We start from the raw sequence: 15,018 nt of genomic DNA, 5'->3' as shown, positions 1-15,018 counted from the left end.
TTTGGTGGGAGTGTGCTCTCGCGGCGGCGTGCGTTCTGGGGTGGGCGTGCGTTCTGGGGTGAACGTGCGTTCTGGGACGGGCGTGCGTTCTCGATGGTTCTACGGCCGCGGGGCCGGTCGCCCTCACGGTGTCGGTGGCCGCCCGCCCACCCTCGCCACCGCCAGTGCCCCAGCGCGGCACCCCGCCTCCGCCGCCTCCCGGGGCCCGGCGCCGCCGAGCCGGGCCGCGAGGAACGCCCCGGTGAACGCGTCCCCCGCCCCCGTGGAGTCCCGCGCCACCGCCGGCACCGCGGGCACCCGCGCGCGTACCGCACCGCCCTGCGCCACGACCGCGCCCGCCGCCCCCGATGTGACGACGAGCAGCGGGAACCGGCCGCTCAGCTTCGCCGCCGCCACCTCCGCGTCCCCGGCGCCGCTCAGCAGCTCCGCCTCGTCCCTGCTCGGCAGCAGGACGTCCACGCCCTCCGCGAGCGCCAGGAACCGCTCCGGACCCAGCTCGGCGAGAAACCCCGCCGACGCCGGATCGACACTGACCGGCACCCCACGCGCGCGTGCCGACGTCAGCACCGCCTCGATCAGCTCGCGGCCCGTGCCGGAGAAGAACAGATAGCCGGACAGATGCAGCCACCCGACCCCGTCGAGGTGGTCCGGCGTCCAGTCGGCGGGGGAGAGCTCCAGCGAGGCCCCGCTGTCCGTGAGGAACGTCCGCTCGGCCCCGGCCCCCGTGTCCACCAGCGAGATCACCGTGCCGGTGGCGGCCTCCGGGTCCACGACCAGCCGGGGACGCACCCCCGCACGCGTGAGCGCCGCCTCATGCCAGGCCGCCGCATCCGCCCCGACCTGCCCGAGCAGCGCCACGTCCGGCCATCCGCAGTGGGCCGCCCAGCACGCCACGTTCGCCCCCGCGCCGCCCGGCAGCGTACGGATCTCCGCCGCCGTGTCCGTGCCCGCCGCGAGCGGGGAGGCGTGCCGGGCGAGGATGTCCGTGACCACGTCCCCGATGACCAGCAGCGTTCCGCTCACGGCCGAGCCCAGGCCGCCGCGACGCGCGCCGCGAGGCGTACGTTGCCGCGTACCGCCGCGAGGTTGGCCTCCAGGGAGGCGCCGTCCGTGTGCCGCACCAGATAGTCCAGGAGGAACGGTGTGACCGCCTGGCCGGTGATGCCCTCGGCGTCGCACGCGCGGAGGGCGTCGTCCAGTACGCGCGCGTGGAGCGCGGGATCGAGCTGCTCGCCGGCGGGTACCGGGTTCGCCAGGATCAGCGCGGCCTCGGGCCCGCCCAGCGCGTCCTGGGCCCGCATCACGGCGGCCACCTCGGCCGGGTCGTTCAACGTCCAGTCCACCGGGTGGCCCGAGTCGGCGAGGTAGAAGCCGGGGAAGCGGTCGGTCCCGTACCCCGCCACCGACACCCCCAGCGTCTCCAGGCGTTGCAGCGTCGCCGGTACGTCCAGGATTGACTTGACGCCCGCGCACACCACGGTGATCCGCGTCCGCGCGAGCAGGCCCAGGTCGGCCGACTCGTCCTGCGTCTCCGTCCACCTGCGGTGCACCCCACCGAGCCCGCCCGTCGCGAACACCCGTACGCCCGCGCGTGCCGCGAGCATCGCCGTGGCCGACACGGTCGTCGCCCCGCTGGCACCCGTCGCCACGGCGAGCGGCAGGTCGCGGTGGCTCAGCTTCCGGATGCCGTCCTCCGTCGCGACCCGCTCCAACTGGCCCTTGTCCAGGCCGATGTGGGGCTGTCCGTCCAGGACCGCGATCGTCGCCGGGACCGCGCCCTCCGCTCGCACCAGCTCCTCCAGCTCGCCGGCGACCCGCAGATTGCGCGGGCGCGGCAGCCCGTGCGCGATGATCGTCGACTCCAGGGCGACGACCGGCCGGCCCGTCGCGACCGCTTCCCGCACCTCTTCGGACACCAGCACCATGGGCTTGCCTCCTGACTGGGGGGTCTCAACTCATCCCTGGCGGGGAGCGCGTCCCGGCAAACCCTCACCGTGTCCGGGTGAACCCTTGCGGGGCCCCGGCGAATCCATGGGCCGCCCCGGCGAAGCGTGCCGCGCCCAGGCGAACCCATGAGGAGCCCTGGCACACCCTTGCGGCAGCGCGGTGCCCCCACCAGCCTGAGGGCATGACAGACCACACGGCACGTCTCGACCATGTCGTCCTCTGGGTCAGCGACCCGGTGGCCGCCGCGGACTTCTACGAGCAGGCCGTCGGCCTCGAACCGCTCAGGCTCGCCGAGTTCAAGAACGGCAGCGTCTCGTTCCCGTCCGTACGGCTCAACGCCGAGACCATCCTCGACCTCGCGCCGCTGTCGATGGCGCCCGGCATGACCATGCTGCCGGGCGCCGAGAAGAGCTCCGGCCACCCGGTGAACCACGTATGCATCGCCCTGTCCGAAGACGGCTACGACCGCCTGCGCGCCCGGCTGGAGGAGCGTGAGGTTCCGGTGTCCGACCACGCCCGCCACTCGTACGGCGCCCGCGGCCCGGCCGTCCGCAGCTTCTACTTCAACGACCCCGACGGGAACGTCTTCGAAGCGCGCCACTACGTAGAGGCCTGATACGGGCCTGAGCTCCCCCTGCGCGTGTTCTCGACGAGCCGTCCAGTCCGGGCCGTCACCGGGCTACGGGTCGTCCAGTGAAGCGTCGGCTCCGCACTGTCTAGAGTCACCGGTCATGACCACGAACGATCACGCCACCGTCGCCGATCACGCCACCGCTACCGACCAGGCCACCGCTTCCTTCGCCGTGCACGTCCCTGATGTCGAGCTCGAACCGGAACCGCTCGACCCGGCGCAGATCGTGTCGGGCGCTCCCGTCGTCACCGGCAAGGTGCTCTGGGAGTCCCCGGACGGCAAGCAGCTGCGGGGCATCTGGCAGATCACGCCGGGCGTGGTGACGGACACGGAGGCGAACGAGCTGTTCGTGGTCGTCTCCGGGCGCGCGACCGTCGAGGTCGAGGGCGGGGCGGCCTTCGAGGTGGGGCCGGGCGACGCGGCGTTCCTACGCGAGGGCGACCGTACGACGTGGACCGTGCACGAGACCCTGCGCAAGGCGTACCACATCACGCTGCCGTGATCAGTCGGTCGCGGGCCTGCGCGTGAAAAGGGCGAGCCCGGCGAGCGGCAGCAGGAGACAGGCGGCGGCGAGCGTGAGCCAGCCGTAGCTCGCCGTCGCGACGATCAGGCCCGCGGCGGCGCCGCCGACACCCGCCGCCGTGTTCATCGTCAGGTCCGACAGACCCTGCGCGGCGGCCCGCGCGGCCTGCGGCACCGAGTCGGTCAGCAGGGCCGAACCGGAGACGAGACCCGCCGACCAGCCGAGTCCGAGAAGGAAGAGGCCCGCAGCGGTCTGCCCGTGGTTGTCGCCGGCCGTGCCCGCGAGGAGCGTGGCGCAGGCGAGCAGGCCCACGGAGAGGCCGATCACCGAGAGCCGTCCGAGCCGGTCCGAGAGGCGGCCCATCACCGGTGAGAACGCGTACATGCCCGCGATGTGCCCGCTGATGACCAGGCCGATCAGGTCGATGCTCGCACCGTGGTGGCCGAGGTCGATCGGCGTCATCGACATGACCGACACCATCGCCGTGTGCGCGATGGCGACGGTCACCAGGGCGAGCCGGGCGCGCGGCGACGCGGCCACCGCGGCGAACCCGGCCCGGATCGACCGCCCGGCCGCCGATGATTCCTCCGGGGGCGCCAGCGCGCGGGCCGCCAGGAGCGGGTCGGGGCGGAGCAGAAGCTGCACCATGACGGCCGAGACGAGGAAGACCCCGGACGCCCACACGAAGGGGCCCGCCGCCGCGGGGATGCCGAGGCCCGAGACGCTGCGGCCCGCGGGCGCCGCGATGTTGGGTCCGAGCACCGCGCCGATCGTCGTGGCCCACACGACGTTCGAGATCGCCCGCGCCCGTCGCTCCGGCTCGGCCAGGTCGGCGGCGGCGAACCGGGCCTGGAGGTTGGCCGACGACGCGGCGCCGAATCCGGCCATGCCGATGAGCAGCAGCGGGAAGTTCCCCACCACGGCCGCCAGTACGACGACCCCGGCCCCGATCGCGCCGATCAGATACGCCATGACCAGGCCCGGCCGCCGTCCCCGCGAGGTCATCAGGGCCGCGAGCGGGACGGAGAGCAGTGCGGTCCCGGCGACCGTCGCGGTCGGCGCGAGTCCGGAGAGCGCCTCGTCGCCGCTGACCTGCTTGGCGAGGACGGCGGCGAGCGCGACGCCGGTCGCGACGCCGAGGCCGCCGAGTATCTGGCTCGCGACCAGCACGGCGGTGACGCGGCGGCGGAGCACGGGCAGGCTCTCGGACGTTATGGGTATCTGAGGTCGGCGGCGCGCGGCCGAATCGGGTGTGATCACGGGCGCAGTGTGTCAGCCGGTACCCGCAGCTGAACACCACGCGTTGTGGCGCGCGCTCAGAACAGCGGCTGCGGAAGGACTCCTTCCAGCGCGAGGAGCTGTCGTTTCGTCTCAAGGCCGCCGCCGAAGCCGCCGATTCCGCCGTCGCTCTCCACGACGCGGTGGCACGGCACGACGACCGGCAGCGGATTGGCGCCCATGGCCATGCCCACGGCCTGCGCCGCCCCGGGTTGGCCGACGCGTCCCGCCAGATCGCCGTACCCCACGACCGAGCCGAACGGGACGCCGGCTGCCAGCTCGCGCAGGACCTGGCGGTTGAAGCCGGAGATCAGCGACCAGTCGAGCGGGAGGTCGAAGTCGCGGCGCTCACCGGCGAAGTAGGCCTTGAGCTGACGTATGGGCTCGGCGAGCAGCGGTGAGCCGGGATCCTCGGCCGGCTCGGTCCCGAGCCGCGAACCGAGCCGCTCGACCGCCCGGTCGCGCACGGCGGGGGTGGCGTGGAAGACGACGTTCACCAGGCCGTCGTCCGTCGCGGCGAGGAGCAGCGGCCCGATGTCGGTGCTGACGACGGCCCACGCGACCGTGACCCCGGCGGCACCGTCGCCGGAGGCGCTGTCCCCGGCGGTTTCCTGCCCATTGGCGTTCATGCGGACCACCGTACGGCGGGCCACTGACAACGCCGGGCGCCGCCCGCGTCACGGGCAGCCGGACGACCCGTCGCCCATGCCGCCGCCCGCGCCATCAGCGGCAGACCCGCCCGCCGCCCGCCGCACTCGCCTCCCGCCTAGTCCCCGTACCCCGCGACCGTCGGCCTGTCGTCCACGGCCTTGCGTACGACGTCGGGGACGTTCGTGATGAGGCCGTCCACGCCGAGACGGGTCGCGCTGCGTGCGGACGCCGCGTTGTTCACGGTCCAGGCGAAGACCTTCAGCGGCTTGTGGTGCGGGCCCTTGAAGGCGTGCACCTCGGCGACGTAGGTCTCCGAGAGCGTGCCGGTGTCGGAGTTGATCCCGTCGGCGAACTTCGCGTACGTGGGCAGCTTGTTCACCGGCGGGGTGCCGAGGACGGCCGTCCTGATGTCCGGCCGGCGCTCGTGCACGGTCCGCACGCTCGCGGCGCTGAAGCTCTGGACGATCAGCCGGTCCCTGACGTGGCCGGGCGTGAGCCAGCCGGTCTGGCCGAGCACGCGCAGGATGTCGCCCTCGATGCCCGGGTAGTCGTTCGGGTTCTTGATCTCCAGGAGCAGCTTCTGGTGGTTGTGGTCGAGCCGCTTCAGGTACTGGGCCAGGGTCGGGATGCGTACGCCGGTGAACCGGGCGCCTCGCCAGCTCCCGGCGTCGAGCTTCGCGATCTCCGCGGCCGTGAAGTCGCCGACCTTCCAGGGAGCGCGGCGCGGGAAGACCTGCTCCACGTTCGTCGTGCGCTTCAGGTCCGCGTCGTGGATGACGACGAGGCGGCCGTCCTTGGTGCGCTGCACATCGTTCTCGACCCAGTCGAAGCCGAGCGCGCGGGCCTTGTCGATCGAGGCGAGGGTGTTCTCGGGCGCGTACCCGGAGGCGCCGCGGTGCGCGACGACGAGGGGCACGTCGTGGTGGTGGGCGGCCTCGGCGGCGGTCGGGACGACCAGGACACCGATGTATGCCGCCAGTGCGGCGATCGCGGCGGCGGTTCGTGCGAACACGTGTACTCCTCTACTCCTCGCGTCGAGGGGGCGACGCCTGGCTGGAGCTGCGGTCGAATGCGGAGGAAAGCGACAGTCGGCTGCCGACGGGGACAAGTTGTCGGCAATAAGGAAGAGGGAAGAGTGGGCGGTCGGGTGCCAGTGAGATGGCACGCGCCTGGCGTCGACGGGCGGCAGGCGGTCGAGTGCCCACGGAGGGCGAGCGGTCACGTGCCTACGGAGGGCATGTGAAGAGGATGACCACTCATCGGACGGAGTGGTGGGAGGACGTGGACCCCGCGGTCGGGTGTCGTGAGGCTTTGCCGGAAAATCGGTCTGGCGTTCCCCTGGAGGAGCTTTACTCTCTGCTCCAGTACGCGGCCGCTCCAGTGGCCGTCGACGGGGGGCGCACACGCAAGGACCGGGCTACACAGAGCCGGGCTACATCAGGGTGGAAGGGCTGCTGCGAATGCAGGGCACGGTCGACGGATTCAGCTACGGACTGGTCACACCGCTGGCGGCCTTCTTCATGGCCTGCCTCGGCGGGGCGCTGGGCCTGCGCTGCACCACCAGATCCCTGCTCGTCACCCAGTCATGGCGGCCCGGCTGGCTCGCACTGGGCTCCGCGGCCATCGGGTCCGGGATCTGGACGATGCACTTCATAGCGATGATGGGCTTCACGGTGCAGGGGACACCGATCCACTACGACAAGATGACGACGTTCGCGAGCCTCGCCGTCGCCGTCGTCATGGTGGGCGTCGGGATCTTCATCGTCGGCTACAGGGGAGCGACGGGCGTCTCCCTGTTCACGGGCGGCACGATCACCGGCCTCGGCGTCGCGACGATGCACTACCTGGGCATGGCCGGAATGCGCCTGCACGGGACGCTCCAGTACAACACCTTCACCGTCGCCGTCTCCGTGGTGATCGCGATGGCCGCCGCCACCGCCGCCCTATGGGCCGCCGTCCAGGTCCGCGGCTTCGCCTGGAGCGTCGGCGCGAGCCTCGTGATGGGCCTGGCGGTCACCGGTATGCATTACACGGGGATGGCCGCGCTCAGCGTCCAGGTGCACGCGCACGAGGCCGGCGGCCCCCCGGCCGGCGAGACCCCCGCCGAACTCCTCCTGCCCCTGATGATCGGCCCCCTCTGCTTCCTCCTCCTGGCCGGCGCCGTGGTCGTGCTCGACCCGATGATGCTCACGGGCCGGCCCGACCACAGGGACGCCGCCGAGGCAGCGGACAGGGCGGGCCGGGCCGCCCGCCCGCTCCGGCGGACCGGCTGACCGGTCCCGGTTGTCAGTGCGGGGTCGTACGGTGGATTCCATGCGGCCCGTATCCAAGATCGAACGCACGGTGGCGCCCTTCGAGGTCGTCAGTCCCTACCAGCCCAGCGGCGACCAGCCGGCGGCCATCGCCGACCTGGACCGGCGTATCACCGCAGGTGAGAAGGACGTCGTCCTCCTCGGTGCGACCGGAACAGGCAAGTCCGCCACCACCGCGTGGATGATCGAGAAGCTGCAGCGCCCCACCCTCGTGATGGCGCCGAACAAGACGCTGGCAGCCCAGCTGGCCAACGAGTTCCGAGAGCTCCTGCCGAACAACGCGGTGGAGTACTTCGTCTCGTACTACGACTACTACCAGCCAGAGGCGTACGTCCCGCAGTCGGACACCTACATCGAGAAGGACTCCTCGATCAACGAGGAGGTGGAGCGCCTGCGCCACTCCGCGACGAACTCGCTGCTCACCCGGCGCGACGTCGTCGTGGTGGCCTCCGTCTCCTGCATCTACGGCCTCGGCACGCCGCAGGAATACGTGGACCGCATGGTGTCCCTCAAGGTCGGCGACGAGATCGACCGGGACACCCTCCTGCGCCGCTTCGTCGACATCCAGTACACGCGCAACGACGTGGCGTTCAGCCGCGGCACCTTCCGCGTGCGCGGCGACACCATCGAGATCTTCCCGGTCTACGAGGAGCTCGCCGTCCGCATCGAGATGTTCGGCGACGAGATCGAGTCCCTCTCCACCCTCCACCCCCTCACCGGCGAGGTCATCAGCGACGACCAGTCGCTGTACGTCTTCCCGGCCACGCACTACGTGGCGGGCCCCGAGCGCCTGGAGCGCGCGGCCAACGACATCGAGAAGGAGCTCGGGGAGCGCCTCGCCGAGCTCGAGAAGCAGGGCAAGATGCTCGAGGCCCAGCGGCTGCGGATGCGCACCACGTACGACCTCGAGATGCTCCGCCAGATCGGCTCCTGCTCCGGCGTGGAGAACTACTCGATGCACTTCGACGGCCGCGAGCCCGGCTCCCCGCCGAACACGCTCCTCGACTACTTCCCCGACGACTTCCTCCTCGTCATCGACGAGTCGCACGTCACCGTGCCGCAGATCGGCGCCATGTACGAGGGCGACGCGTCCCGCAAGCGCACCCTTGTCGACCACGGCTTCCGGCTGCCCTCCGCCCTGGACAACCGCCCCCTGAAGTGGGAGGAGTTCCAGGAGCGCGTCGGCCAGACGGTGTACCTGTCGGCGACCCCCGGAAAGTACGAACTCGCGCGCGGTGACGGCTTCGTGGAGCAGATCATCCGCCCCACCGGCCTCGTCGACCCGGAGGTCGTCGTCAAGCCCACCGAGGGCCAGATCGACGACCTGGTGCACGAGATCCGCACGCGCGTCGACAAGGACGAGCGCGTCCTCGTCACCACGCTCACCAAGAAGATGGCCGAGGACCTCACCGAGTACTTCCTGGAGCTCGGCATCCAGGTGCGCTACCTGCACAGCGACGTCGACACGCTGCGCAGGGTCGAGCTGCTGCGTGAGCTGCGCGCGGGCGAGTACGACGTCCTCGTCGGCATCAACCTCCTCCGTGAGGGCCTCGACCTGCCCGAGGTCTCCCTGGTCGCGATCCTCGACGCCGACAAGGAGGGCTTCCTGCGCTCCGGTACGTCACTGATCCAGACCATCGGCCGCGCCGCGCGCAACGTGTCCGGCCAGGTCCACATGTACGCGGACAAGATCACCCCGGCGATGGAGAAGGCCATCGACGAGACCAACAGGCGCCGGGAGAAGCAGATCGCGTACAACACGGAGAAGGGGATCGACCCCCAGCCGCTGCGCAAGAAGATCAACGACATCGTCGCGTCCATCGCGCGCGAGGATGTCGACACCGAGGAGCTTCTCGGCAGCGGGTACCGCAAAGGCGCGAAGGACGGCCAGGGTGCGAAGGCGCCCGTGCCCGCGCTCGGCAAGGCGGCCGCGAAGAAGACCGGCGGCAAGGCGGCGAAGGCCAAGGCCGCTCAGCCGGTACCCACCGACCGCCCCGCGGCCGAACTCGCCGAGCAGATCGAGGAGTTGACCGACCGGATGCGGGCGGCCGCCGCCGATCTCCAGTTCGAGATCGCCGCACGGCTGCGCGACGAGGTGTCGGAGATGAAGAAGGAGCTGCGCCAGATGAAGGAAGCGGGGCTGGCCTGACCCGTCGTGCGGGGCGCGGCGAGCGCGCCCCCCCACGCCTCACGGCGCGCCGTACGGACGATGTGTTGCAAGACCGCCACAAAGCGCCGGCCGGGGTGCGTCACTGTCAGTGGCCGTGCGTAGGGTTTCCTCAACCGTCCGGACGGGCGGTGAAGAGCACAGTTCGAGAGGGGACGGACGCGTGACGGCCAACTTTTCCAAGGGTCCCGGTGTCAACCTGAGCAAGGGCCAGGCGATCAGCCTGGAGAAGCAGGGCGGCGGCACCCTCACGGCCGTGCGGATGGGACTCGGCTGGAAGGCCGCTCCCCGTCGCGGCCTCTTCGGCTCCCGCACCCGTGAGATCGACCTCGACGCCTCGGCGGTCCTGTTCGCGGACAAGCAGCCCGTGGACGTCGTCTTCTTCCGCCACCTCGTCAGCGACGACGGCTCCGTGCGCCACACCGGTGACAACCTCGTGGGCGGCGCCGGTCAGGGCGGCGACGACGAGGCGATCCTCGTCGACCTCCAGCGCGTCCCGGTCCACATCGACACGATCGTCTTCACGGTCAACTCCTTCACCGGCCAGACCTTCCAGGAGGTGCAGAACGCGTTCTGCCGCCTGGTCGACGAGACGACGGGCAGCGAGCTGGCCCGCTACACGCTCGACGGCGGCGGCCAGTACACCGCCCAGATCATGGCGAAGGTGCACCGCTCCGGCGCCGGCTGGCAGATGACCGCCGTGGGCACCCCGGCCAACGGCCGCACGTTCCAGGACCTCATGCCGGCGATCCTGCCGGGTCTGTGAGGTAGCGGGGGAGCGCGGCGCGGGCGGACGGGACGAGGGAGAGAAGGCGATGACGGCCGAGCTGGTCCGGGGGCAGAACCACCCCCTCACCCAGACCCGTCTGGAGATCCGGGTGTCGGCGGGGCGGCCCGTGCTGGCGGGCGTGACGCTCGGCGACGACCAGGGCAGGGTGCACGGCCGTGACCAGGTCGCCCACCCCGGCGCGCCCGCCCTGCCGGGGCTCGAAGTCCCCCGGCAGGCGGCGGCCGACCACCGCCTCGCCGTCGACCTGGACGCCGTACCCGAGACCGCGCACCGCGTCAGCGTCCTGCTCGCGCTGCCTCAACTCCCGGGCGGACCGGACAGGTTCGGCGCCGTCGCGGCCCCCTTCGTCGCCGTCACCGGACTCGACGGCACCGAGGTCGTCAGCTACACCGTCACCGGCCTGGACGCCGAGTCGGCGGTCGTCGCCCTGGAGCTCTACCGCCGCCAGGGCGCCTGGAAGGTACGCGCCGTGGGCCAGGGCTACGCGGGCGGCCTCGGCGCACTTCTGACGGACCAGGGGCTGCCCGACGCGGATGCCCTCTCGGGCGAGATGCACGCGGCGGTGGCGCGCGGGCTGGCGCGTACGGTGGCGGCACCTCCGCCGCGAGCGGTGTCTACTGGGGCGAGTGCGGGGGCGGCGACCGGGGCGAGCGCCTTGGCGGACGGGGGATCGGGAGCGTCCGCTTCCGCCACCCCATCGGCGGCCACTCCACCGGCAGCCAATGCCCCCTCGGCCACCCCACCGGTGGCCGCCGCGCCGTCGGCCACCCCACCGACCGACCCCCCATCCGCGAGCGCGCCCCCGCCACTGCCGGAAACCCACCCCTCGGGCCAGCCCCCAAGCCACCCCTCAGCCCACCCCTCAGCCCCCATCAACTACACCCACCCCCGCCGCCAGGCCCCCGCTCCTCCGCCGCCCGCCCCCACCGCTCCACCCGCCGCCCCCGGCAAGCCCGCCGCCCCCGTCGCCGGAGACGCGACCGGCTGGTCCATGGACGAGCGGCTCTACAACCAGGTGTGGGGCATGTTCGAGGACCTGGCCCGCACGGTCGCCGCGTACCGCAGCGCCATCGACTTCGCCGACTCCCGCATGGAGCAGGAGCTCGACAAGGCGCTGTCCGATCCCCGCAGCCGCGTCGGTGGACAGGGGGACGCCGCGCGCGAGGCTGCCCAGGCCAAGCACCGCAAGCTCGTCGAGCAGGCCAGAGAGGTCCTCGACCGTGACCTCGCGCAGCTCGCCGCCGAGTCGGCCGTCGTCGAGCCCGCGCTGCCCCCGGCCTACGCGGGCTGGGACAACCCCGTCTGGCACGCGTACCGCAGCCCCATGGAGATCCCGATGGCGATGCGCCTCGGTGACCTCCGGCTGCCGGAGACCCGCGACACGGGCCTGAGCATCCCGATGCTCGTGCGGCTGCCCCTGGAGCGCGGCATGTGGATCGACAGCGGGCGCTCTGGCGGGGACGCGATGACCGAGTCCGGCGAGCGGCGCCGGCTCGCCATGCGCAGCGCCGTCGAGCACGCGGCGCGGCTCCTCGCGGTCTATCCGGCGGGCGAGTTCGCCGTCCATGTCATCGACCCTGCGGGGTCCGCCGCGGGCGAGCTCGCCCCGCTGGTGCGGGCCGGAGTGCTCGCGGGACCGCCGGCCGCCGGGGCCGCGGGCGTCTCCGACGTACTGGCCCGGCTCACCCAGCGCGTGGACCTCGTACAGATGGCGGTCCGCGCCCGAGCGGCTGACTCGCTGCCGCCCGACCTGGACACCGCCGAACAGCTGCTGATCGTCAACGACTTCCCGCACGGATTCGACGACCGCGCGGTGACTCAGCTGCGCTACCTCGCCGACGAAGGACCCGCCGTCGGCGTCCACCTCCTGATGGTCGCCGACCGTGAGGACGCCGCCGAGTTCGGGCCGGTCCTCGATCCGCTGTGGCGGTCGCTGCTGAGACTGACCCCGGGACCCGACGACCACCTCGCCGACCCCTGGGTCGGCCACGCCTGGACCTACGAGCCACCGAGCGTCCCGCCCGGCAGCGCGATCCTGGAGCAGGTCCTCGCGGACGTCGCCCGAGCACGACGGGGGCTGGGCCTCTGAACGAGCTGGGCCTCTGAACGACGGGAGCGGAGACCCAGAGCGATGGGCGCAGAGCCCCAGAGCGATGGGCGCCAGAGCGAGGGACGCTGAGGCCCAGAGCGAGGGACGCTGAGCCCCCGAAAAGCCCCTGAGCACGGCTTTTGAACGTGCCTTTACCAAACCCTTTACGTTCCATGGGTATCTCCCGTACGCTCGATGGAGCGGAGGGGAGTACTCCCATACGCGGCGTTCCCGTCAATACGGACCGGCATCGGTCCCGGGGCGCCGGCCCGAGGCGAGCTGAGGCCGCCCGGGTGGAAGAGACCTCCGGCAGCGACGACGCTGACCAGTTGCCGTACGACGCCGGAGGCGCAATGGACGTATCGATGACCCTTTGGGTGCTGACCATTCTTGGTCTGGTCGCCCTGATCGCGGTCGACTTCTTCATCGGGCGCAAGCCCCACGACGTATCGATCAAGGAAGCGGGGATCTGGACGGTCGTCTGGATCGTGCTGGCGGCGCTCTTCGGCGTGGGCCTGCTGATCTGGGGGAGCGCGCAGGCCTCGGGCGAGTTCTTCGCCGGATTCATCACCGAGAAGTCGCTGAGCGTCGACAACCTCTTCGTCTTCATCCTGATCATGGCGAAGTTCTCGGTGCCGTCACAGCTCCAGCAGCGCGTCCTGCTGTTCGGTGTGCTGATAGCCCTGGTGCTGCGCGCCGTCTTCATCGCGGCCGGCGCGGCGGTCATCGCCAACTTCTCCTGGGTCTTCTACCTCTTCGGCGCGTTCCTCATCTACACCGCCTGGAAGCTGATTCAGGAGGCGATGTCGGACGACGAGGACGAGGAGTTCGAGGAGAACCGCCTCCTCAAGTCCATCGAGAAGAAGTTCGGCGTCGCCGACCGCTACCACGGCACGAAGCTGTTCATCCGGAACAACGGCAAGCGGATCCTGACGCCGCTGATGGTCGTGATGCTCGCGATCGGTACGACCGACGTGCTGTTCGCGATGGACTCGATCCCCGCGATCTTCGGCCTGACGCAGGACCCGTACATCGTCTTCACGGCCAACGCGTTCGCGCTGATGGGTCTGCGCCAGCTGTACTTCCTGATCGGCGGACTCCTCAGGAAGCTGGTGCACCTCAGCTACGGCCTGTCGGTGATCCTCGGCTTCATCGGCGTGAAGCTCGTCCTGCACGCGCTGCACGAGTCCGGGGTGCACGTGCCGGAGATCTCCATTCCGGTCTCGCTCGCCGTCATCTGCGGTGTCCTGGTGGTCACCACGATCACCAGCCTGATCGCCTCCAAGAAGCAGGCGGAGAAGTCGAGCGCCGTCGACGGTGACCAGACCGAGGACGCCGCCCGCAAGGACAGCATCCAGGCCTGACACTCGCTCACGACCCACACCTGACGGCGGTTCACGACACGTGGCCGCCGTCAGGCACGTCGTCCGAAGTCGCGCCCCCGCCACCCCCGGTGCACCATCAAAGGCATGATCACTGGGGTCCGAAGACTGGTCACGCAATGGACGACCGTCGTCCCCGTCCTCGCGGTCGTGCTCCTCGTCTTCACCTGGGGGCGCTCGCTGCCGGGCCCCGTCGTCGGAGTCGTCTCGCTCGTGCTCGCCGCGTCCGTGCTCTCGGCCGTCCACCACGCCGAGGTGGTGGCCCACCGTGTCGGTGAACCCTTCGGCTCCCTCGTCCTCGCGATCGCCGTCACCGTCATCGAGGTGGCCCTGATCGTCACTCTTATGGTCGACGGCGGCGAAAAAGCGGAGACGCTCGCCCGTGACACCGTCTTCGCCGCCGTCATGATCACCTGCAACGGCATCGTCGGAGTGAGCCTGCTGAGCGCCTCGTTCCGACATCGGGTGGCCGTCTTCCAGTCCGAAGGCACCGGCGGCGCGCTCGCCACGGTCGCCACCCTGGCCACGCTCTGCCTCGTCCTGCCGACCTTCACCAAGACCAAGCCCGGCCCCGAGTTCTCCACCTCGCAGCTGATCTTCGCGGCCACCGCGGCGATCGTCCTGTACGGGATCTTCGTCATGAACCAGACCGTGCGGCACCGCGACTACTTTCTGCCGGTCACCAAGCAGGGCAAGGTCATCGACGCCGACGACCACGCGCACGTGCCCACTACGCGTATCGCGCTGACCAGCCTGGGACTCCTCGGGCTCGCCCTGGTCGGCGTCGTCGGTCTCGCCAAGGGCGTGTCCCCGACGATCGAGTCCGGGGTCGAGGCCGCCGGGATGCCGCACACCGTCGTCGGCGTGATCATCGCGCTCCTCGTCCTGCTGCCCGAGACGATCGCGGCCCTCCGCGCAGCCCGCCGCGACCGGGTCCAGACGAGCCTCAACCTCGCGCTCGGCTCCGCGATGGCGAGTATCGGACTGACCATCCCGGCCGTCGCCGTCGCGTCGTTCTGGCTTTCGGGCCCGCTCGTCCTCGGACTCGGCTCGACGGAGATCGTGCTGCTCGTCCTGACGATGATCGTGGGCACGCTGACCGTCGTCCCCGGCCGCGCCACCCAGCTCCAGGGCGGCGTCCACCTGGTGGTGTTCGCGGCGTACGTGGAGCTCGCCGTCACCCCGTAGGAGCAGCGCTGATACGGCCCGACCAAGCGGGCACGCTCCGTGATAGACCGAGAGGGAGCA

13 protein-coding genes are annotated in these 15,018 nt (G+C 71.2%); 8 read left to right on the top strand and 5 right to left on the bottom strand.

What is annotated here, in order from left to right:
- Positions 1 to 123 precede the first annotated feature (123 nt).
- Entirely contained in the window at positions 124 to 1,023 is a 900-nt protein-coding gene (locus ABZ893_RS27715; protein ID WP_361408593.1) for a sugar kinase, read from the bottom strand.
- Entirely contained in the window at positions 1,020 to 1,925 is a 906-nt protein-coding gene (locus tag ABZ893_RS27710) for a pseudouridine-5'-phosphate glycosidase (protein WP_361408590.1), read from the bottom strand. The genes ABZ893_RS27715 and ABZ893_RS27710 overlap by 4 nt, the downstream gene beginning before the upstream one ends.
- Positions 1,926 to 2,128: 203 nt before the next feature.
- On the opposite strand from ABZ893_RS27710, the gene ABZ893_RS27705 reads away from it, so the two are divergent.
- Together ABZ893_RS27705 and ABZ893_RS27700 are read left to right on the top strand one after the other, a co-directional pair.
- A complete protein-coding gene (locus ABZ893_RS27705) occupies positions 2,129 to 2,563 on the top strand; it encodes a VOC family protein (protein ID WP_361408587.1) in 435 nt (144 codons plus the stop codon).
- A 115-nt stretch (positions 2,564 to 2,678) separates the two neighbouring features.
- Positions 2,679 to 3,080 carry a cupin domain-containing protein gene (locus ABZ893_RS27700; RefSeq protein WP_361408584.1) on the top strand — a complete coding sequence of 134 codons (402 nt, stop codon included), beginning with the start codon at positions 2,679 to 2,681 and terminating at the stop codon, positions 3,078 to 3,080.
- On the opposite strand, the gene ABZ893_RS27695 is transcribed toward ABZ893_RS27700, so the two are convergent.
- The 3 genes from ABZ893_RS27695 to ABZ893_RS27685 form a co-directional block, all read right to left on the bottom strand.
- On the bottom strand, positions 3,081 to 4,361 hold the full coding sequence (locus ABZ893_RS27695) for an MFS transporter (protein WP_361408581.1): 1,281 nt from the start codon (positions 4,359 to 4,361) through the stop codon (positions 3,081 to 3,083).
- A 56-nt stretch (positions 4,362 to 4,417) separates the two neighbouring features.
- Positions 4,418 to 5,008, bottom strand: a complete 591-nt coding sequence (locus ABZ893_RS27690; protein WP_361408578.1) for a methylated-DNA--[protein]-cysteine S-methyltransferase — start codon at positions 5,006 to 5,008, stop codon at positions 4,418 to 4,420.
- 137 nt (positions 5,009 to 5,145) lie between these two features.
- A complete protein-coding gene (locus ABZ893_RS27685) occupies positions 5,146 to 6,042 on the bottom strand; it encodes a glycerophosphodiester phosphodiesterase family protein (protein WP_361408575.1) in 897 nt (298 codons plus the stop codon).
- Positions 6,043 to 6,490: 448 nt separating this feature from the next.
- Between ABZ893_RS27685 and ABZ893_RS27680 the strand changes: the two genes are divergently transcribed.
- The 6 genes from ABZ893_RS27680 to ABZ893_RS27655 all read left to right on the top strand — a co-directional run bounded on the left by ABZ893_RS27680 (position 6,491) and on the right by ABZ893_RS27655 (position 14,958).
- Positions 6,491 to 7,303, top strand: a complete 813-nt coding sequence (locus ABZ893_RS27680) for an MHYT domain-containing protein (RefSeq protein ID WP_361408572.1) — start codon at positions 6,491 to 6,493, stop codon at positions 7,301 to 7,303.
- Between the two features lie 40 nt (positions 7,304 to 7,343).
- A complete protein-coding gene (uvrB, locus tag ABZ893_RS27675; RefSeq protein ID WP_361408569.1) occupies positions 7,344 to 9,491 on the top strand; it encodes an excinuclease ABC subunit UvrB in 2,148 nt (715 codons plus the stop codon).
- A gap of 181 nt (positions 9,492 to 9,672) precedes the next feature.
- Positions 9,673 to 10,275, top strand: coding sequence for a TerD family protein (locus ABZ893_RS27670; RefSeq protein WP_361408566.1), 603 nt, complete (start codon positions 9,673 to 9,675; stop codon positions 10,273 to 10,275).
- A 49-nt stretch (positions 10,276 to 10,324) separates the two neighbouring features.
- Positions 10,325 to 12,388, top strand: a complete 2,064-nt coding sequence (locus ABZ893_RS27665) for a TerD family protein (RefSeq protein WP_361408563.1) — start codon at positions 10,325 to 10,327, stop codon at positions 12,386 to 12,388.
- A gap of 353 nt (positions 12,389 to 12,741) precedes the next feature.
- Positions 12,742 to 13,752, top strand: coding sequence for a TerC family protein (locus tag ABZ893_RS27660; protein ID WP_361409104.1), 1,011 nt, complete (start codon positions 12,742 to 12,744; stop codon positions 13,750 to 13,752).
- A gap of 105 nt (positions 13,753 to 13,857) precedes the next feature.
- On the top strand, positions 13,858 to 14,958 hold the full coding sequence (locus ABZ893_RS27655; protein ID WP_361408561.1) for an ionic transporter y4hA: 1,101 nt from the start codon (positions 13,858 to 13,860) through the stop codon (positions 14,956 to 14,958).
- Positions 14,959 to 15,018: the final 60 nt, after the last annotated feature.

This window comes from Streptomyces sp. NPDC046821 (assembly GCF_040645335.1).
In the GTDB taxonomy this organism is placed as follows: Bacteria; Actinomycetota; Actinomycetes; order Streptomycetales; family Streptomycetaceae; genus Streptomyces.
The sequence above is the reverse complement of the archived record's forward strand: the minus strand, read 5'-3'. Positions and strand labels throughout refer to the sequence as shown.